This is a genomic window from Synergistaceae bacterium, from assembly GCA_017450125.1.
Lineage (GTDB): Bacteria > Synergistota > Synergistia > Synergistales > Aminobacteriaceae > JAFUXM01.
Genome location: JAFSWZ010000034.1, coordinates 123,706 through 142,261 on the forward strand (window position 1 = coordinate 123,706; position 18,556 = coordinate 142,261).

Sequence of the window (18,556 nt, forward strand, 5' to 3'; positions counted from 1 at the left end):
CTATTCACTCCTTACTGTGATGCTGAGCATTCCTGAATACTGCTCAAGAATTTCTGAGACATCATCGAGCCTGTCGGTGTTCACGTAGAGAGGTTTGGTCTCGTCTCCCGGATCCATCACGAACAGCCCGTTATCCTCAAGAATGTCTATCAATGTTTCGCGCGCTATTTTACCCCTTGTGTCAATCTCTATCATGTATCCGCACGGAGGCATCATGAACTCGTCGCGTTCCCTGAGCTCCTCAGCAAGGAACTTTTCCCAGCCCTGAAGCAGGTATTCAGCCAGCTTGAGCCCAGTCCGCCGGGCTTGTACGAGAACCTTGCGCGGTGTTCTGCTTCCTGCGTACAATGACCTGTACAACATGCTGAAGACCAAGCGGCGTTTATCGTAATCATCACCCCAAAGCTCCAAGTCCAGGTCAACCCACGCAATCAGTGAGACATCGACCTTCTCGACGACATCGAGGCCTGAACGTGTCGCTAGGATCAAGCCCCTGTTGTGCTTGGCGTTCTTGTCGTAGAGCTTCACCTTCGGGTAGTACCTGCTGACAATCTCAGCGAGTGCCTCAATGCCCGGCCTCCTGCCCCTGAAGAATCTGCGCCCGCATTCGCACTTCTCGGGAAGTTCACGGACAGAACCGCACATCGGACACTTCAGGAGCTCTCCTCCGCCGAAGCTCCGCATCACCGAGCCGCAGCGAACGCACTTCAGGACTGCGCCGCACTTCTCGCAGTAGACTTCACGGGCTGTGCCTGTCCTGCTGAGAATCCATACTACATTATTCCCGTGAAGAAGTTCTGTGTACGTCCGCCGTATCAGCGAGAACGTCAGCGGTATTTGCCCGTCGATGCCCTGTGCCTCCTCCTTGCGGCTTCTCCAGATGTCAGCAAGAATGATGTTCCTGCGATCCGGCTTGACGGTCTGCGATGGATGAGCGCGCATGTAGGTTTTCAGCGACGGCATTCGTCCTCCGAGAATCAGCGTCGCCCCGAGAAATGATGCCCTGTGTCCGGCGAGGCTTCGTGCTGAGATTCTGAGGCCGTAAGGAGTGATGTAGTTCGGGCTGTCTTCGTCGTCGACAATGATTTTCTGCGGGGAAAGCGGCGCGGAAACTGCTCCGGCCGTGCCGACAACAACACGGAACTTCTTTGTGTTCACGGCCTCCCAGTCGGACGAACCCTTCCAGAACAGCACGTCATCGGCGGCAATGGTGCGGTAGAACCTCTGCGCGGCTTCCCTTGACGAAAAGAGGATGAGTACACGTTCATCACACTTCATCTCTTCCGCATAAAAATTAACCCGCTCAGCATCAAACGGGTTAAAGTTGTGCACCTCTCTGAACTGCCCGCGTGTCTCGGCAAGATATGGAGGAGCTTCGACACGTTCTCCCGTCCAGAAAATTTTGGGGAGCAGGAAGCGCAAGGCAGTATTCATTCCGCACAGGCATACCTTGCCCGCCCACTTGGCCAAGTCCCAGATGTCCGGGTCAGTCATCAGCCGGTCGTCAATGATGCCTGCCACCGGCTTTATCTCCGCGTCTCCAACGTCCCGCTGTGTTTCACCGAGAACAAACCCCGCGTGAAGACTCCTCTGTACCTCGACAATAACCCTCGCGCCTTCGGGAATGTCCGTGTCCGTGCTGTAGGTCAGAGGCGGCAACGCCATTTCCGGCACGGCAACATCAATGAGCATTCAGCGCGCTCCAGATGTCGAAGGCCGCATCTTCCTTGAGGCCGGAAAAGACCTGCTCGCTGTCATAACTTATCAGGCGCAGAGTGTTTGTGTCCGTCCCGAAGCCCGAGCCCTCAGCAGTAACGTCATTAGCTAGAATGTAGTCGAGGTTCTTGCGGGCGAGTTTTTCCCGCGCGTGCGCAATAACGTCGTCAGTCTCTGCCGCGAAACCTATCAGCACCTGTCCTTCACGCTTGAGCCGCCCTGCTTCTGCGGCAATGTCGGGGTTCTGCACGAGCTCGAGCGTCAGGGTGTCCTTGCCCTCACGCTTGAGCTTCCGCGAGCTGTAGTCCTTAACGCGGTAATCTCCTACTGCGGCGGCCTTCACCACGTAATCAGCCCACGAGAGATTTGCTTTCACCGCATCAAGCATCTCGAGAGCCGACGTAACGTGCTCGACCTTCATTCCCCAGCCGTCAAGTTCAACAGGCCCGGCAACAAGTCTCACGTCCGCGCCCCTGTACCACGCAGAACGTGCCATCGCAAGCCCCATCTTTCCGCTCGACGGGTTGCTGATGAAACGCACAGGGTCAATGTATTCGTGTGTCGGCCCGGCGGTAACGAGAACGTGTTTTCCCGACATGTCGTGAACCGGACAGAGTGCCCTGAAGACCTCGTGCATAATCTCTTCCGGCTCGGGCATCCTGCCTTTGCCGGAAACACCGCACGCAAGCTCGCCGTCCTCCGGCTCAATCACGCGTATTCCGCGACGCTTCAAGGCCGCTACGTTCTCCTGAACGGCAGGGTTGGCGTACATGTGTTCGTTCATTGCCGGGAAAACCAGCATCGGGCACGTTGAAGCGACAGCCGCAGAGGTCAGGAGGTTGTCGGCGATTCCGTGCGCGATCTTGGCGAGGGTGTTCGCGGTGCACGGTGCAATCACGAAAACTTCTGCCCATTCAGCAAGCCGTATGTGTGGGATGGTTCCGCCGAAATCGTCGTCAGTCCAGACCTTACGCCCCGACAAAGTCTCGAGAGCCATCGGAGCAGCGAAGTTTTTGGCCGCGTCCGTCATGATGATTTCCGCCTCACAGCCCGCCTTGCGTATCAGACGGACAAGGTAAGGTGTCTTGTAGGCGGCTATGCCTCCCGTAATGCCCAGAAGAATCTTGCGGTTACTCTTCCAGCAGGGCATCAGGGTTAGTTATCTGGCTCGTGCCGTCCTCTATCTCCTGAAGGACGTTCGAGATGTAGCGTTCGTTGCCGGGTGTCCCCTTCTCGAGCGAGGCTTCTTCGCTCTCACGCCGTGCCTCCGCCGCAATCCGTGCCGTAATCTCGTACTTGTTGTCCGTCCCGCATTTCTGTGCGAGCCACTCCAAATCATAGAACTTCATTCACTCTTCCTCCTACACAAAACGTCTCGTGAGTTCTGTGATGCTGTTGTCCTTCGTCGCCTGGCCTATCGCGTTGAACTTCCACTGGCCGTTTCTCAGGTACATTTCACCGAACACCATTGCCGTCATTCCGTCGTAGTTCTCCGATAAGTTGTAGCGGCAAAGTTCGGTGCTGGTCTCGTTGTCGCAGATTCGTATGAAGGCGTTGCGTATCATCCCGAAGTGCTGGCTTCTCTCGGAGGCCTTATAGATGTTCACGACGAAGACTATCCTGTCGCAGTTCGCTGGAAGCCTCGTGAGGTCAACGAAGATTTCTTCGTCATCGCCCTCGCCTTCGCCCGTAAGGTTGTCGCCCATGTGCCGGATTGCGCCGGAAGCGTGCTCGAGGTTGCCGAAGTACACGATGTCGTCATTGCTTGCGAGCTTGCCGTTCCTGCACACAAAGACTGTAGCGTCGCAGTCGATGTTATGCGTCCTCTTCCGTCCTCTGAAGAGCCCGCCGAGCATTCCGCCCCCAGCGGCCTTTTCTGCGGCATCCCAGCCCAAACCTATCATCACAGTCTTGAGGCTGCTTCCGTCAGGCTTCCTGAGGTCTACTTTCTGTCCCTTGACTAAGTTCACTGCCATTGCTTAACACTCCTTTAGCGCGGGCCTATCATTCCCTTGAGCCACGAAGAGAATGATGAGGGGTTGCGCGTCTGAATCAGCACTGTTCCGGGCCCCCTGAACCTGCACACGAGGCTTTCGCCGCTCGTTATGCTCGAGACCCAGCCCGATGATGCCTTCTCCACCTTGTAGTTCATGAAGTCCGGCCAAGCTACAAGATGTCCGTTGTCGATGAGGACTTCCTCACCTGCCGCAAGCTCTACCGGGTGAATCGCCCCGAAGCTGCTCAGGAAGACTATTCCTTTGCCGTGAACATCCAGCACGAAGAAGCCTTCACGCGAGAACAGCCCCTGTGCCAGGTTCTGTACGGCCGTCCCTGTCTCTATGGTCTCTTCGCTCGCAAGGAAACCGTCTTTCTGCACCCTAAGACCGTAAGACCCGTCGAGCACAACGTCAGCAATTCCGCCCGGAGCACTGTGCCCGAGCAGGACGCTTCCCGGCCCGCGCGTGGCGGTGATGCGCTGGAAGAAGAAGCTCTCGCCGGTGAGGAACTTCCGCGCCAGTCCGCCGAGAACTCCGCCTTTGCCCATTGAGCCTTCAACGTCGAGGGTTGCGGACATGGTTACCATCGCATCACTCTCTGCCTTGATGGATTCGCCGCGCGACAGGTCGCACCTCACGACGGGAAATGCGTCCTGATGAAGTATCTCGTACCTCATACGCTTACGCCGAAGTTCAGGCACAGCGCGCGAAGTCCGCCCTTGAAGCCCGAGCCGATTGCGTTGAACTTCCACTCGCCGCCGCTGCGGTAAAGTTCTGCGACAACTACAGCCGTCTCAATCGAGAAATCTTCCCCCAAGTCGTAGCGTATGAGTTCCTCGCCCTTTGCCTCGTCGAATACGTGGATGAAGGCATTGCTGACCTGCCCGAAATTCTGTTTGCGCTCCTCTGCCTCGTGGATTGTTACGGTGAAATCTATCTTGTCGATGCTTGCGGGTACTGCGGCCAAGTCTACGCGTATAACTTCGTCGTCGCCTTCTCCTGCTCCTGTCCTGTTGTCGCCCATGTGCTGGACTGAACCCGACGAGTGCTTAGGGTTGTTGTAGAACACAAAATCTGCGTCGCCGGTTACTTTGCCGTTCGCGCTGAGAAGGAACGCCGCCGCGTCAAGGTCAAAGTCTGCCTGTCCGTCGTACTTGTTCACGTCCCAGCCCAAACCTATAATTATTTTCGAGAGACCGGGACGGCCTTTGGTGAGGTCTACCTTCTGGCCTTTGGAGAGACTTATCATTTGTGTGTTACCTCCTGCATGGGAAATTTCAGCCATTATAGCAAAACCAAAGCTGTATAATTCTTCAATCCTTATATTGAGAGAGGTGCATTCTATGAAGCTGTGCAGATATGTACTGCTGCTTCTTGCGCTGGCCTTCGGAGTCATAGGCTGTGCTGAGGCTGAAACCAGCCCGCAGATCCGTGCATTCGATGGCAAACGTATAGGAGTCTTCACAGGGACAGTACACGATAAGATTATTCAGGAAATCCTGCCTGATGCCAAGCTGTTCTACTTCGACGTTTCGGCCAATGCCATAAGTGCTCTGACGAACGGCAAGATTGACGCAATCGCGCAGGACAAGGCTATAGTTCTGTCAATGGAGCGGGCAACTACCGGCCTCACGCACATTGATGAGTACCTGAGCACGTTCGACAACGCATTTATCTTCACGAAGTCCCCTGAAGGCGACAAACTACGCAGAGAGTTCAATGAGTTTGTACGTTCACTGAAGGCAGACGGTACGCTAACGAAGATTGGTGATGTGTGGTTCGGCACGGACGAGAGCGCGAAGACTCTTCCTGACTACGAGAATTACCCTGCAGAGAACGGGACGATTAAGGTTGCGCTCGACAACGAGACTCCTCCATTTGCGTATATCAAGGACGGCAGAAGCGTCGGCTATGACGTTGATGTTTTCGTGCGGTTCTGCAAAGCTAAGGGTTACAGGCCGGAAGCCTCTGCTATGACATTTTCCGCGATACTCCCTGCCGTGATGTCGGGGAAATGTGCTGTGGGCTTAAGCGCAATCACAATCACTCCCGAACGTGCGGAAAACGTGAATTTTTCCGAGCCGGTCTACACTGACGGAGCAATGCTGCTCGTGAAGAGGACGGACGACGGGCAGGAAGCCTCAGTATCCCGCGCGAAGTACACGAAGATTTCTGACCTAAACGGCAGACGCATCGGTGTACAGACCGGCGTAGAAGAATGGGCTGATATTGTCCGCGTCCTGCTCCCTGACTCGAAGATAATCTACTACAACACATTTGCTGACATGACAGCCGCCCTGAAGAGCGGGAAGATTGACGCTTTCCCTTGCGACAGCCCGGTACTTTCGCTGATTATGGCGCAGAACAAGGAAGTTGCTGTGCTTGGTGAAGTGCTTGAAGAGAGCTTCGATGTGGCTGTGGCCTTCCAGAAAAGCGGGAAGGGCGAAAAGCTGAAAGCCCAGTGGGACGAGTACATTACCGCCATGAAGAACGACGGAAAGATAGACTCCCTCATCCAGAAATGGACAGGTGCTGATGAGAACGCCAAAACCATGCCGGACTACTCCTCACTGCCCGCGACAAATGGAGTCCTGCGCATGGCCACTGAAGGCGAATATCCCCCCTTCAACTATTACAGCCATAACAAGTTAGTGGGGTTTGAGGTTGAGCTTGCGGTCATGTTTGCTGAAAGGTATGGTTACGGCCTCGACGTAAAAGCTATGGCGTATGACGGGATATTCTCTGCTGTGCAGTCAGGCAGGTGTGATTTCGCGCTGTCTGCTCTGTCGCTGAAAGAAGAACATAAAGAAGTTATGCTGTTCTCCGTGCCGTATTATGCATGTTCAACGCAGATGGCAGTGCTCGCCGAAAAACTGCAGGCATCTCCTGCTCCAGCTCCTGAAAAGCGCGCGAGGTTCACAACAATTGAGGACTTGGCCGGAAAACGAATCGCTGTCCTCACGGGTACAACTCACCCGCAAATCGCGAAGCAGTACGTTCCGACAGGGGAGCTTGTGTACTTCGACAACGTGCCGGACACTTTCACGGCTCTGAAGACGGGGAAGGTTGAGGCAATCTGCACGAGTATTCCCATCGCAAAAATGGTTATGGCTGAAGACGACAGCTTTGCGTTTTTCGGCGAACAGCTCACTTACGTTGAATGTGCTCCGATTTTCGCGAAGACTGAGGCAGGCCGCAAGCTCTGCGAACAGTTCAGCAGCTTCCTCAAGGAACAGTGGGACAACGGCACGATTCAGGAGATGGACTCCCTGTGGTTCGGCTCAGACGAGAGCAAACATGTCGTCAAGGATTACTCTAACCTTCCTTCACCGAACGGAGTCCTTAAGATGGCCGCTGAAATATCGCTTCCTCCGTTCATCTACGTTAAGGACAACAAGATTACGGGCTATGACGTTGATACTGCGGTGCGATTCTGCGAGGCAAACGGTTACGGGCTGGAAATCGTGCCTATGAACTTTTCGGGTGTGATACCTTCCGTTGTGTCGGGGAAATGCGACTTCGGACTTTGCGGCATAACACGCACAGCCGAACTTGAAGAGAGCGTGTTGTTCTCGTACCCCAACTGCAGGGGCGGGAATGCTTTTGTTGTGAGGAAGGCAGATACACAGCTGGAGGTAACTCATCAGACTTCCGCAAGGTTCTCAAAGATTAGCGACCTGGCAGGAAAACGCATCGGTGTAACTGTAGGGACTACCAATGCACAGACTGCCTCTAAGTTTGTCCCGGACGCGGAAATAGTCTACTTCGACAGCAGGCCTGATGCATTGATCGCCATAAAGCAGGGGAAAATCGATGCTATATGCATGGGACAGAACACGGCGCGCTTCCTTCTTCTGGAAAATGAAGACCTCGCTATTCTGGGCAAGCCTATGGTTACTACGGATACCGCTCCGATCTTTCCCAAGACCGAAGCCGGCCGGAAGCTGTGCGCACAGTTCAGCGAGTTCGCCAAAGCCCAGAGGGATAACGGCTTTCTTCAGGAGCTCGACGCAATATGGTTCGGCAGAGACGACAGCAAGAGGACAGAGAAGGATTATGCGAGCCTCCCTGCACCGAACGGCATCCTGAAAATGGCAACAGATACTGCGGCGGCTCCATTTGCTTACATCAAGAATGACAAGATAGTCGGCTATGAAGTTGATTTCGCCGTGAAGTTCTGTGAAGCGTACGGTTACGGCCTCGAGGTTGTGCCGATGAGCTTCGGTGCAATTATTCCTGCCGTGATGTCCGGGAAGTGCGACTTCGGAGCATGTACGCTCTCCATCACGCCAGAGAGGGCAGAAAGCGTGTTATTCTCCGCTCCCAACGGCATAAGCGGTGAAGTTATGGTCGTGAGGAAAGCAGACACAGAAGCAGAGCCAGCCCCTCAGCCTTCCGCGAGGTTCACGAAGCCTGCGGACTTGGCCGGAAAGAGAGTAGGCGTTCAGACGGGGACAACCAACGACAAAGCCGCCGCAAAAGCCATTCCTGACGTAACAATCGATTACTTCGACAGCTTCGCGGATATTCTTGTAGCTCTAAGGCTGGGGAAGATTGATGCCGCGTGCCTTGCACTCAACGCCGCAAGATTCTCGCTGCTCAGCAATGAAGACCTCGTTGTGCTGGACAAGCCCTTAGCGGAGCTTGATGCCGCACCTATTTTCGCGAAGACAGATGCCGGCCGTAAGCTCTGTGAACAGTTCAACAAGTTCATCAAAGCCCAGTGGGACAACGGAACGTTCCAGAGGATGGACGCAGTGTGGTTCGGCAGGGACGAGAGCAAGCGCACCGTGAAGGACTACTCGAACCTTCCTGCCCCTAACGGAACTCTGAAGATGGGTGTAGATACTACTCTTGCACCGTTCGCCTACGTTAAGGACAACAGGGTCGTCGGCTACGAGGTAGAAATGGCGGTGAAGTTCTGCGAGGAGAACGGTTACGGCCTTGAGGTTGTGCCGATGAATTTTTCTGCGCTTATCCCTGCGATTGCGTCAGGGAAAATAGACTTCGCGTCCTGCACCATCGCCATCACTGCGGAGAGGGCAGAGCAGGTGCTCTTTGCGTCGCCCAACGCCAAGACGGGGAATGTTCTCGTTGTCAGGAAGTCGGACTCTCAGAGTTCAGGGCAGCATGACGGCATTGCGGCGATGTCAGGCAAGCGCATAGGGGTTCGCACAGGCTCGAACAGCGACCTTATCGCCTCACAATTCATCACTGAGGCAAAACTGGAATACTACGACACAGTTACGGACATCGTTACAGCCCTGAAACTGGGGAAGATTGACGCTATGTGCACAGGCATTCCGATAGCAAGATACATCATGATTGAGCATGATGATATAGAGATGTTTGGAGGCCCACTCACAGACTTGGATTGCGCGCCTGTCTTTGCGAAGACTCCTGAAGGCGAAAAACTCTGCGCACAGCTCAGCGAGTTCATCAATGCCCAGCGTGAGAATGGGACGCTAGCTGCTCTTGATGCTCTGTGGTTCAGCACTGACAATGCCAGAAAAACAGTGAAGGACTACGCGAAGTTCCCTGCTCCAAACGGTATTCTGAAGATGGCTGTTGATCCGTCAACTGTCCCCTTTGCATTCATTAAGGACGGGAAATTTGTCGGCTATGATGTCGATATGTCTGCACGTTTCTGCGAAGCCTACGGCTATGGACTGGAAATTGTACCGATGAACTTTGCCGCTATCATCCCTGCGGTACAGTCCGGGAAGTGTGATTTTGCCGCATGCAGCATAGCAGTAACCCCCGAAAGGGCGGAGCAGGTACTCTTTGCCGCCCCTAACGCTAAAGGCGGAAACTGTCTGCTAGTCCTCAAGTCCAGACCAGAAGCCCCGAAAGCAGCGCAGACTGTTTCAGCGGCAACATCCCCCGACACACCGTCATTCTTCGATGAACTTGCTGCCAGCTTCAACAGGACGTTTATCCGCGAGAACAGATGGCGGCTCTTCGTCGACGGCATAATCAGCACAATGATAATCACCGTGCTGTCCATAATCTGCGGGACAGTGCTTGGCTTTGCGGTGTACATGTTCTGCAGAGGCGGGAATGTTTTTGCGAACCTCATAACGAGATTCTTTGTGTGGCTGATTCAGGGTATGCCGATGGTCGTGCTGTTAATGATTCTCTACTACATAATCTTCGGGAAGGTTGACATCGCAGGAATCTGGGTAGCAGTGATTGCGTTCTCGATGACCTTCGGGGCAGCAGTCTACGGGATGATTTGTTCCGGCGTGAACGCCCTCGACAGAGGCCAGACAGAAGCAGCCTACGCGCTGGGCTTCTCGGACAGCCGGACGTTCTTCACGGTGATACTTCCTCAGGCGGCACTGCACTTCATGCCTGCGTTCAAGGGTGAGGTTGTCGCGCTCATCAAGGCAACGGCGATAGTGGGCTACATAGCTGTTCAGGATCTCACCAAGATGGGCGACATCGTCAGAAGCAGGACGTACGAGGCATTCTTCCCGTTAATCGCTGTGGCAGTGATATATTTCGTGCTCGCCGGACTGCTGAATGTTGTCGTGAGCATGATACACAGCCGGATAAGGCCAGAGACACGGAGCAGAGATGACATATTAAGGGGGATAGATACTCATGATAAGGATTGAGCACCTCAGGAAAGTTTACCCTAACGTTACGCCGCTTGCCGACGTTAGCACGGAGATAAATGACGGCGACGTAATCTCAGTAATCGGGCCTTCAGGGACGGGCAAGAGCACGCTTCTGCGGTGCATAAACCTTCTGGAGAAGCCCGACGGAGGAAGAATATTCCTCGATGATGAGGAGATAACATCCCCCAAGTGCGATGTTCCGGGAATGCGCCAGCGTATGGGGATGGTCTTCCAGTCGTTCAACCTGTTCGGGCATTTAACGGTGATAGAAAACATAATGCTTGCTCCCGTGAAGCTGAAGGGTGCATCACGGCAGGAAGCCTTCGACGACGGAATGAGGCTGCTGCGTCAGGTCGGGCTTGCCGAGAAGATGCTGAACTACCCACACGAACTTTCAGGCGGCCAGAAGCAGAGAATCGCGATTGCCCGCGCCCTCGCAATGAACCCCGACGTGATTCTGTTCGACGAGCCCACGAGTGCCCTTGACCCGACGATGGTGGGTGAGGTTCAGGCAGTAATCCGCGACTTGGCCAAGACCGGGCACACAATGATGATAGTTACGCACGAGATGAACTTTGCGCGGACGGTCAGCAGCAGAGTTTTCTACATGGACGAAGGCGGAATATACGAGGACGGAAGCCCCGAGCAGATATTCGGTTCTCCGAAGCGCGACAGAACCAGAAGGTTTATACAGAGGCTTAAGGTGCTGGAGCTGAAGATTCGTAGCAGGGATTACGATTATCCCGGCACTGTCTCGGCGATCGAGGACTACTGCAGGAAGAATCTCATTTCCCCGAAAACCTGCGGGCGTATACAGCTGGCGTTTGAGGAGCTTGTACAGCAGATACTTCTGCAGAAGCCCGGGAAGCCGGAGATAGATATTGCTGTGGAGTACTCAGAGGAGAAGGGCGGAGCAGTCATGAACGTCAGCCACAGCTGGAAGGGCAGCAATCCCCTCGAGGATGCCGACGAAATATCGCGTGCTGTGCTGAAGAGTGCTGCGTCAGACTTTCAGGTCTCGCAGGATGCCGGGACTATAAGGCTGGTCATTCGTTAGCACACACAAAATCCCCCTAGCTTGCGGGCCGGGGGGATTTATTCATTCGTGAGTGCGTTAAATCCTGCTGAGCTTCTCGATGAGCTCGGTGAAACCGTAAATTTCCAGCGTTGTCTTTCCGGCCTTGAGCTGTTCGACGATGTGAGCTTCCTTCTCGAACTTCGCAAGTGCCTTCGCGAACACATCATCTTCATCCTCTCTCGGGACAACTACAACCCCATCGCAGTCCCCCGCAACAATATCACCCGGCCTCACTAATACTCCTCCGCAGAGCACAGGCACATTCACTTCACCGAGCGACTTCTTCACCGTGCCCGAAGGGTTGAACGCCCGGACGAACATCGGGAAGCCCATTGCCTTAATGTCCTGTGAGTCCCTGCATGAACCGTCGAGAATAACCCCAGCGATTCCCCTGACCTGACACGCGAGAGCCATAATGTCCCCGAAGTGCCCGGCCTCAGTGTACCCGTGAACATCTAGAACCAGAACATCACCTGCGTTTGCGGCGTAGATTGCCTGATGAAGCGCGAGGTTGTCGCCGGGGTAACACCGTGCTGTTACTGCGCGGCCAAGCACATGGCTTGCGGGGTCAATGGGCTTGATTGAGGAGTGCATGACTCCCTGACGCGGAGCATTGTTGTTGTTGTCGGCGATGTTGCCCGTCGGAAGTTTCGAGAGTTCGGCGAGCTTCTCTGCTGTGAGTTCCATGATGCTACTCCTCCGGTGTCTGCAGTGTGTGATAGCCCGTAAGCCTTCTGGCTTCCTTGAGCGGCATTCCAGCCCTGACGTGAGCAAGTATCTGCTGCTCTACCTTCTCGATGTTCAGAGCAACTTCCAGAACCTCACTCACCCTCTCGAACGGTACGACAATCACTCCCGTGTTGTCCCCGCAGACTAAGTCGCCCGGGTTGACCTGAATACCTGCAATGCTCACGGGGCAGTTAGTGCGGTCGACAAATACGCGGTCTTTCCCCGTAACCATGTATGTACCCTTCGTGAAGATCGGGTACTTCAGCTCACGGATGACGTTAATATCTCTGCACACTCCGTCAATGACTGTTCCGGCGATTCCGTGCTGTGATGCGTAGATTGACATTATGTCGCCCCACACAGTGCAATCATCGCGTCCGTTGTTGTCGAGCACCGCAACTTCTCCAGGAAGAATGTCGTCTATGAAGTCGCCTACTGTTCCCTTTGTCGTACCGTTGGGCATGTAGTGAACAGTGAAGGCCTGCCCGCATAAATACGTGTCCGGCACAACAGCTTTGATGCGGTAGAGTGCTCCGAAGATTCTCAGCTTGTCCATTGCGTCAGAGATTGACGGAACATCAAGCCTCTTGTACTCCGCGATAATTTCAGGTGCTAACGTTCTTTCTGCCAACATAATTATTCCTCCTTAGAATATCTTTCTGTGCGTGTTCATGAAGAGCAGTCCTATTCCGTAACATACGGCCATCAATCCCGCGCCGAAACCCAGAAGCATCATTGTGCCGTTCTCCAATACAGCAAGTTCCGGGCCGACCGCTATCATTCCGACCCAGATGGGCATGAACAAGAACAGTCCCATTCCTCCGGCATCACCTGCACAGCTCTCTGTTTTCGGGTCAATGCAGCGCAGAAGGGTAAGGCCTGTTGCCGCGTTGCCTATGCACTGTCCGAACACAACAACCATCTTCTCAAACCACTGTTCGCGGCAGATTTTCGCGCTCATGTAGACGTAAAGGAATGTGAGGATTGCGAGCATCAGCACACAGTAAATCGTGATGGGGATTATGAACGAGACCATTGCACTTACGCTTATTGTTCCTACTGCCGAAACAATCAGGTATTCCAGGCAGAAACCGCTGATGTTCGAGCATGTCTTCTTGTCGACGTAAACATCTGCACCTGTCCTGCACATTATCGGCCAGATTATTATTGCGCCGATTATCCCCAGCACGAGGTCATTAACATTCTTGAAGTAGGGTGATATGTAGGTTATACCTGCGAGCCTGAGAACGTAGCCGAGCATTATGCACAGCGAGATGAAGAACATCTGCAGGGCTATAGCGTTGATGCCCGCTGTCGAGGTCTTGACTGTTCCGATTGGAGTCTGTTTCTCGACGGGCATAGGTCCTCCGTAGTAATCCGGCGGAAGTTTCTCGGGTTTGTCGACAAATTCGCAGTAGCCTTTGCGTATTCCCCAGTTCAGCAGGGGCATTCCGATTGTGAGGGCGGCAACGAGTCCGACAGTAGCGATGACCATTGAGATACCCATAAAGTCAGGGTAACCCTTCTCCGTGAAGATTGCGGACGCGCTTCCTGCTGCTCCGTGCCCTGCGAAGAAGGAATAGATTGCGCTTATGCCCCAGTTGGGCGGCATGTTCGTCCAGAGTTTGGAGAGCAGTGCTCCGATGCCGACACCGAAAAATAACTGTGCTCCGTATGTCCCAGCGGCTACAAGCGTATAATCCATGTATGAACGTGCTCTCTTGCTGTCGAATTTTGTCCCGAACACGAGGCAGGTCAGTATGATGATGATTAAGAAGTTGGGGTACTTGCCTATCATCGGGGAAATGGGAACGATGTTAAGGACTTGAGGGCCGCAGATTAGGAGCATTATTCCGCCGACGACTGATGAAGGCATGAAGATACGCTGCAACACCGGGAACTTTTCGCGCACAAACCAGCCTAATCCGAGAAAAATATTGAGGATCATGAAGTCTAACAGCAGGTTCATTAGTAACTGCCTCCGTTATGATTCAAATTTTCCTTCGCGCGTCGGAATGCGTGTATAATATCAGCGTCTATAATTCCCGTAAAACAGATAATTATCATGATTAACATTTGCTGAACAGATATTTTGTGTACGGCGGGTGAAAACAGTATGACCTACGAACAGATAGAAGCCTTCATCGCAATAATGACCTACGGGACAATAACCAGTGCCGCAAACTTCCTTCACGTCTCGCAGTCAACAGTGTCATCACGAATCCAGATGCTCGAGGATGAGTTAGGTACAGCCCTCCTCATACGGCACAAAGGGCACAGAAGCATTGAGCTGACCTCTTACGGGCAGGCGTTCCTTCCTCTGGCCTCGCAGTGGTCTTCCGTCTTCAGGGACAGCAGAAGCCTAAAGACTCTCGCGAACATCCGTACCCTCTCAATTGCCAGCGTTGACGCGGTGAACAATTACACGTTTGTTCCGCTCTTCAACCGCATCATAGACACACAGCCCAACATACGCCTTCAGATCCGTACGCACCATTCAGACGAGATTCACGGCCTTATCTCGAACAGGACAGCAGACATCGGCTTCGTGTTCTCGCGCTCGCCGTACCCGGACATAATTTCGCGCCCCGTCTACAGGGAATTGATGTACCTGATATGCCGCAAAGACAGCCCCTACTACGACGGCATCAGCCCAGCAGAGCTTCAGCCAGAACTTGAAGTGTACCTGCACTGGGGATTAGACTTCCAGCAGTGGCACAACAGGTACTTTTCGCCGGAACGTTATCCCCTCGTGAGCGTGAACACCGGCTCGATGCTCCAGCACTACATTGACGCGCCGATGAGGTGGGCAGTTGCTCCGCGCTCCGTCGTCAACGCGATTGCGCACCGCACTAGCCTGACCTGCTATACCTTGAGCGACCCTCCTGCGCCGAGAATCTGCTACATGCTCACGAACAGATACCCCAACGCCCGCCGTCTCGAAGCAATCACCGTCTTCACATCCGAGCTCGAGAAGTTCATAGCAGGAAATTCCGACATATGCAGGTTCGAGTCATGGATGCTTGACACGGTGAGATAATATCGTTTGAGGTGATAATAATGAACTTTCTCCGCCATGTCAGCGAGGCCTTCGGGCGGTATATGGCCGCAATCGTCGTAGTTGTTACGCTTCTCGCGCTGTTCGTTCCGCAGTCGTCGCTGTGGATTCAGACGGGCTGGATTACCCCGCTCCTGATGATAATAATGTTCGGGATGGGCTTAACCCTCGAGCCGAAGGCTTTTGCTCTGGTCTTCACTCAGCCGAAGTACATCCTTCTGGGATGCCTCGCGCAGTTCATCATCATGCCCGCACTGGCTTACGGGCTCAGCTTGGCGTTCGCGCTTGATGTTGGGCTGATGGCTGGTGTCGTCCTCGTCGGAACATGTCCCGGCGGAACGTCCAGCAACGTAATCACGTACCTTTCACGCGGTGATGTTGCACTCTCCGTCGGAATGACCAGCGTCAACACACTTCTTGCGCCGTTCCTCACGCCAGCGATAACCTACATGCTGTTGAAGACCACAATACGCGTTGATGTTGTAGCGATGTTCATGTCAATCGTTCAGGTGGTTATTGTCCCGATAGTGCTCGGCTTCATCATCAACAAGCTGTTCTCGAAAGTTACCCGGACTCTCGTTGACGTTCTGCCTGCAGTGAGCGTTACGGCAATCTGCATGATCGTCGCCTGCGTCGTCTCTCACAATGCCGCTCGCATCCTCTCGACTGGGTGGCTGGTGTTCGCGGTGGTGTTCCTGCACAACATGCTGGGGTATCTGTGCGGCTTCCTGCTCGGCAAAATTCTCGGGCTCGATGTCGCTCGCACTAAGGCACTCTCTATTGAGGTCGGGATGCAGAACAGCGGGCTTGCTACTAGCCTTGCGGGGTCAACGTTCCCTGACTTGGCGATGGCGACAGTTCCGGGAGCAATCTTCAGCGTGTGGCACAACATCTCCGGCGCACTGCTGGCTAGCGTGTACCGCAGGTGGGAATGATTTAGAGAAACCAGCTATTGACAATGCCCCCCCCCCCCATACAGTATAATACGCAAAAAATCAAGTAGGAGGTAACAATCTATGAGAAGATTTTTGAGTGTATTACTGTCGGTCTTTGTGATTGTAACCGTATGTGCTGCGATGTGTTCGGCAGATGCTGCGTCAGACTTTGTGAGGAGCTTGACACCAGAACAGCGGGAGTTGTTCTTGAAGGCTCTTTCTGAAGGCAGCGATGAAGATACTAATCATCCTGTACCCAGCGGTGTAGATCCTGCTCTCAAGAACGGTGTAAAGAGCGGAGATATTATCACTGGCGGCAATAGTGATTCTCCTGCGCCCGCTCCACAGCTGTCAAACGGTCAGGCATGGCTAGAAGGTGCACAGCGTCAGATAGTCAACCTTAAGTTCAGCGACAAGAGCGCGTCATTCCAGTATCTCGACAGGAAGACAGGAGCGACGGGGGCAGCTATAAGTCTCACACGTCTGCAAGACGGAGGCTTTCAGCTCAGGAAGAAAGTACCTGCGCGCACCCAGATGAAAGTCCCGGAAGGCTGCACGGTTCACTGTAACCCTTCAACGGTTGATATGGGCGGCAAGGAGAAAACAGATAATTACGTCGAGTTCTCTGGGGGCGAGACAATTTACTTCATCAAGGATGTGAATCCGGGCTTTACGATATTCCGTCTTTGGTAAGCAGCAAAACTTGTCAGGGTAAATTTTTGCGCGTATAATCTGCAACAATTTCACACTAAATTCGTGAAGGAGCGGGAACTTCAGCCCTCTCCTTTTTTTCTACGTATGAGAGATTACACATGGAAGAAAATTTTTTGCACAGCATTGAACAGATTGTTACGGGATTAGGCTTTGAGTGCGTCAACGTCAGCGTCAAGAGCGACTTCGGGAAGCTCCGCCTTCAGATACTAATTGACACTCTCGGAGGCATAAACGTCGACGACTGCGAGACAGTCTCAAAGCGCGTCAACAAGTTCCTCGACGAATCACCTGACCTGCCCGAGCTCGACAAGGGACGCTACTACCTCGAAGTCTCCTCTCCCGGCGTTGAACGTCCGCTCTACAGGCTGGAAGACTACGTGCGGTTCTCGGGACGCGAAGCCCGCGTGAGGCTCTCTAAGCTCCTCGACGGACGCAAGACCTTCACGGGAATAATTCTCGGAGCAGAGGCAGGGACAGTGAAGCTCACGTGCGACGGAGAAGAGAAACTGATACCGTTCGAGGCTATACGGAGTGCAAACCTTGTGTACAGGTTCGAAGATGACACCAAGCACACCAGAAGAAGGAGGAAGAAGTAGATGCGACTGGGGCGCGATTTTATTGCAGCACTGGATACACTTTCTGAGACGAGGGGGCTTGATACCGCCGTGATAATCTCAGCTCTGGAAGCGGCGTTATTGTCAGCGTACAGCAAGTTCCATCCAGGCGACCAGAAGACAGAGATACACATAGACCACGACACCGGCGAAATGACTGTCAGCGAGCTCCGCACCGTCGTAGAAGGCACGGCCAAAGCAGGCACGGAGATTACCCTCAACGACGCGAAAGCCCTTGACCCTTCCGCAGAACTTGGCCGGATCATACGGATAGAGCTCAACCCTGAGGACTTCGGGCGAATAGCCGCACAGACAGCACGCCAGGTCATCACCCAGCGTCTCAGGGACGAGACCATGAAGGCAGAGGTGAGTGCTTTTGCGGACAAAGTCGGCGACATGGTCAGCGGAACGATCTACAAGACTGAGGGCGACAACGTTATAGTGAGGCTGAGCGACAAAGCAGAAGCCGTCCTCCCAAAGAGAGAGCGCATACCCGGCGAGAAATACAACTACGGGGACACGATGAAGTTCTACGTTCTCGAGGTCAAGGACAAGGCCAGAGGCCCGAGAATAATGCTCTCGCGGACGCATCCCGGCCTCCTGAAGAAGCTGCTGGAGCTGGAAGTTCCCGAGATACAGCAGGGCATAGTCGAGATACGCAACATCGTCAGGGACGGCGGAACACGGGCGAAGGTCTCTCTTGTGAGCCTTGACCCGAACGTTGACCCTGTAGGTGCATGTGTCGGCAACGGAGGAGCACGCATAAAGGCGATAAGTTCCGCGCTCAGGGGCGAGAAGATTGATGTGATAGTCTTCAGCCAAGATCCTCTGACGTACATCAAGAACGCCCTGTCGCCAGCGCAGACGGCGAAGATTGAGCCTGTTCTCGACAATGAACGGGCAGTAACTGTGTACGTTTACCCTGACCAGCTGTCGCTCGCTATCGGCAAGAGCGGGCAGAACGTGAGGCTGGCGGCCAAGCTGACGGGCTGGAAGATAGACATAACGCCTGTAGAGCCTGAGAGGATGCCGACCTTGAAGGATATATTCAGCGATGTATTCCACGAGAAGAACTAGAGAGAGGAGCAATGC

16 protein-coding genes are annotated in these 18,556 nt (G+C 53.9%); 7 read left to right on the plus strand and 9 right to left on the minus strand.

Translation table 11 applies throughout. From position 1 onward, the window contains the following. Genes IJT02_07855 through IJT02_07880 form a run of 6 tightly spaced genes read right to left on the minus strand, consistent with a single transcriptional unit; the run spans position 1 to position 4,962 of the window. Positions 1–1,692: a hypothetical protein gene (locus IJT02_07855; GenBank protein ID MBQ7544840.1), complete on the minus strand. Its 1,692-nt coding sequence runs from the start codon at positions 1,690–1,692 to the stop codon at positions 1–3. Next, positions 1,682–2,866 (minus strand): bifunctional phosphopantothenoylcysteine decarboxylase/phosphopantothenate--cysteine ligase CoaBC, encoded by a 1,185-nt coding sequence (gene coaBC / locus IJT02_07860; GenBank protein MBQ7544841.1) that lies wholly within the window; start codon positions 2,864–2,866, stop codon positions 1,682–1,684. The genes IJT02_07855 and coaBC overlap by 11 nt, the downstream gene beginning before the upstream one ends. After that, a complete protein-coding gene (locus IJT02_07865; protein MBQ7544842.1) occupies positions 2,847–3,065 on the minus strand; it encodes a hypothetical protein in 219 nt (72 codons plus the stop codon). Before IJT02_07865 ends, coaBC begins: the two co-directional genes overlap by 20 nt. A gap of 12 nt (positions 3,066–3,077) precedes the next feature. Continuing rightward, positions 3,078–3,692, minus strand: a complete 615-nt coding sequence (locus tag IJT02_07870; GenBank protein MBQ7544843.1) for a TerD family protein — start codon at positions 3,690–3,692, stop codon at positions 3,078–3,080. Between the two features lie 14 nt (positions 3,693–3,706). Further along, positions 3,707–4,390: a TIGR00266 family protein gene (locus tag IJT02_07875; protein ID MBQ7544844.1), complete on the minus strand. Its 684-nt coding sequence runs from the start codon at positions 4,388–4,390 to the stop codon at positions 3,707–3,709. Further along, a complete protein-coding gene (locus IJT02_07880; GenBank protein MBQ7544845.1) occupies positions 4,387–4,962 on the minus strand; it encodes a TerD family protein in 576 nt (191 codons plus the stop codon). Before IJT02_07880 ends, IJT02_07875 begins: the two co-directional genes overlap by 4 nt. Positions 4,963–5,056: 94 nt before the next feature. On the opposite strand from IJT02_07880, the gene IJT02_07885 reads away from it, so the two are divergent. Together IJT02_07885 and IJT02_07890 are read left to right on the plus strand one after the other, a co-directional pair. After that, the gene (locus IJT02_07885; protein MBQ7544846.1) at positions 5,057–10,333 is read left to right on the plus strand and encodes a transporter substrate-binding domain-containing protein; all 5,277 of its coding nucleotides are present in this window, start codon (positions 5,057–5,059) and stop codon (positions 10,331–10,333) included. Then, positions 10,320–11,393, plus strand: coding sequence for an amino acid ABC transporter ATP-binding protein (locus tag IJT02_07890; protein ID MBQ7544847.1), 1,074 nt, complete (start codon positions 10,320–10,322; stop codon positions 11,391–11,393). Before IJT02_07885 ends, IJT02_07890 begins: the two co-directional genes overlap by 14 nt. A gap of 57 nt (positions 11,394–11,450) precedes the next feature. Here IJT02_07890 and IJT02_07895 read toward each other — a convergent pair whose 3' ends face one another. The 3 genes from IJT02_07895 to IJT02_07905 are packed head-to-tail and all read right to left on the minus strand — an operon-like array spanning position 11,451 to position 14,112. Beyond that, positions 11,451–12,101, minus strand: a complete 651-nt coding sequence (locus tag IJT02_07895) for a 4-carboxy-4-hydroxy-2-oxoadipate aldolase/oxaloacetate decarboxylase (protein ID MBQ7544848.1) — start codon at positions 12,099–12,101, stop codon at positions 11,451–11,453. Between the two features lie 4 nt (positions 12,102–12,105). Beyond that, the gene (locus IJT02_07900) at positions 12,106–12,777 is read right to left on the minus strand and encodes an RraA family protein (GenBank protein MBQ7544849.1); all 672 of its coding nucleotides are present in this window, start codon (positions 12,775–12,777) and stop codon (positions 12,106–12,108) included. 12 nt (positions 12,778–12,789) lie between these two features. Beyond that, the gene (locus IJT02_07905; protein ID MBQ7544850.1) at positions 12,790–14,112 is read right to left on the minus strand and encodes a hypothetical protein; all 1,323 of its coding nucleotides are present in this window, start codon (positions 14,110–14,112) and stop codon (positions 12,790–12,792) included. 147 nt (positions 14,113–14,259) lie between these two features. Here IJT02_07905 and IJT02_07910 point away from each other — a divergent pair, with 147 nt between their 5' ends. The 5 genes from IJT02_07910 to nusA all read left to right on the plus strand — a co-directional run bounded on the left by IJT02_07910 (position 14,260) and on the right by nusA (position 18,541). Continuing rightward, positions 14,260–15,183, plus strand: a complete 924-nt coding sequence (locus IJT02_07910) for a LysR family transcriptional regulator (GenBank protein MBQ7544851.1) — start codon at positions 14,260–14,262, stop codon at positions 15,181–15,183. A gap of 20 nt (positions 15,184–15,203) precedes the next feature. Beyond that, a complete protein-coding gene (locus tag IJT02_07915; protein MBQ7544852.1) occupies positions 15,204–16,136 on the plus strand; it encodes a bile acid:sodium symporter family protein in 933 nt (310 codons plus the stop codon). An 81-nt stretch (positions 16,137–16,217) separates the two neighbouring features. Beyond that, a complete protein-coding gene (locus IJT02_07920) occupies positions 16,218–16,829 on the plus strand; it encodes a hypothetical protein (GenBank protein MBQ7544853.1) in 612 nt (203 codons plus the stop codon). 134 nt (positions 16,830–16,963) lie between these two features. Then, complete coding sequence (locus IJT02_07925; protein ID MBQ7544854.1) at positions 16,964–17,446, plus strand: ribosome maturation factor RimP; 483 nt, start codon at positions 16,964–16,966, stop codon at positions 17,444–17,446. Next, positions 17,447–18,541: a transcription termination/antitermination protein NusA gene (gene nusA, locus IJT02_07930; GenBank protein MBQ7544855.1), complete on the plus strand. Its 1,095-nt coding sequence runs from the start codon at positions 17,447–17,449 to the stop codon at positions 18,539–18,541. The last annotated feature ends 15 nt before the right edge of the window (positions 18,542–18,556 follow it).

Excerpts from the sequence above, each read along its gene's own strand:
- IJT02_07855 (MBQ7544840.1), bottom strand. The coding sequence starts at position 1,692 with ATGCTCATTGATGTTGCCGTGCCGGAAATGGCGTTGCCGCCTCTGACC.
- coaBC (MBQ7544841.1), bottom strand. The coding sequence starts at position 2,866 with ATGCCCTGCTGGAAGAGTAACCGCAAGATTCTTCTGGGCATTACGGGA.
- IJT02_07865 (MBQ7544842.1), bottom strand. The coding sequence starts at position 3,065 with ATGAAGTTCTATGATTTGGAGTGGCTCGCACAGAAATGCGGGACGGAC.
- IJT02_07870 (MBQ7544843.1), bottom strand. The coding sequence starts at position 3,692 with ATGGCAGTGAACTTAGTCAAGGGACAGAAAGTAGACCTCAGGAAGCCT.
- IJT02_07875 (MBQ7544844.1), bottom strand. The coding sequence starts at position 4,390 with ATGAGGTACGAGATACTTCATCAGGACGCATTTCCCGTCGTGAGGTGC.
- IJT02_07880 (MBQ7544845.1), bottom strand. The coding sequence starts at position 4,962 with ATGATAAGTCTCTCCAAAGGCCAGAAGGTAGACCTCACCAAAGGCCGT.
- IJT02_07885 (MBQ7544846.1), top strand. The coding sequence starts at position 5,057 with ATGAAGCTGTGCAGATATGTACTGCTGCTTCTTGCGCTGGCCTTCGGA.
- IJT02_07890 (MBQ7544847.1), top strand. The coding sequence starts at position 10,320 with ATGATAAGGATTGAGCACCTCAGGAAAGTTTACCCTAACGTTACGCCG.
- IJT02_07895 (MBQ7544848.1), bottom strand. The coding sequence starts at position 12,101 with ATGGAACTCACAGCAGAGAAGCTCGCCGAACTCTCGAAACTTCCGACG.
- IJT02_07900 (MBQ7544849.1), bottom strand. The coding sequence starts at position 12,777 with ATGTTGGCAGAAAGAACGTTAGCACCTGAAATTATCGCGGAGTACAAG.
- IJT02_07905 (MBQ7544850.1), bottom strand. The coding sequence starts at position 14,112 with ATGAACCTGCTGTTAGACTTCATGATCCTCAATATTTTTCTCGGATTA.
- IJT02_07910 (MBQ7544851.1), top strand. The coding sequence starts at position 14,260 with ATGACCTACGAACAGATAGAAGCCTTCATCGCAATAATGACCTACGGG.
- IJT02_07915 (MBQ7544852.1), top strand. The coding sequence starts at position 15,204 with ATGAACTTTCTCCGCCATGTCAGCGAGGCCTTCGGGCGGTATATGGCC.
- IJT02_07920 (MBQ7544853.1), top strand. The coding sequence starts at position 16,218 with ATGAGAAGATTTTTGAGTGTATTACTGTCGGTCTTTGTGATTGTAACC.
- nusA (MBQ7544855.1), top strand. The coding sequence starts at position 17,447 with ATGCGACTGGGGCGCGATTTTATTGCAGCACTGGATACACTTTCTGAG.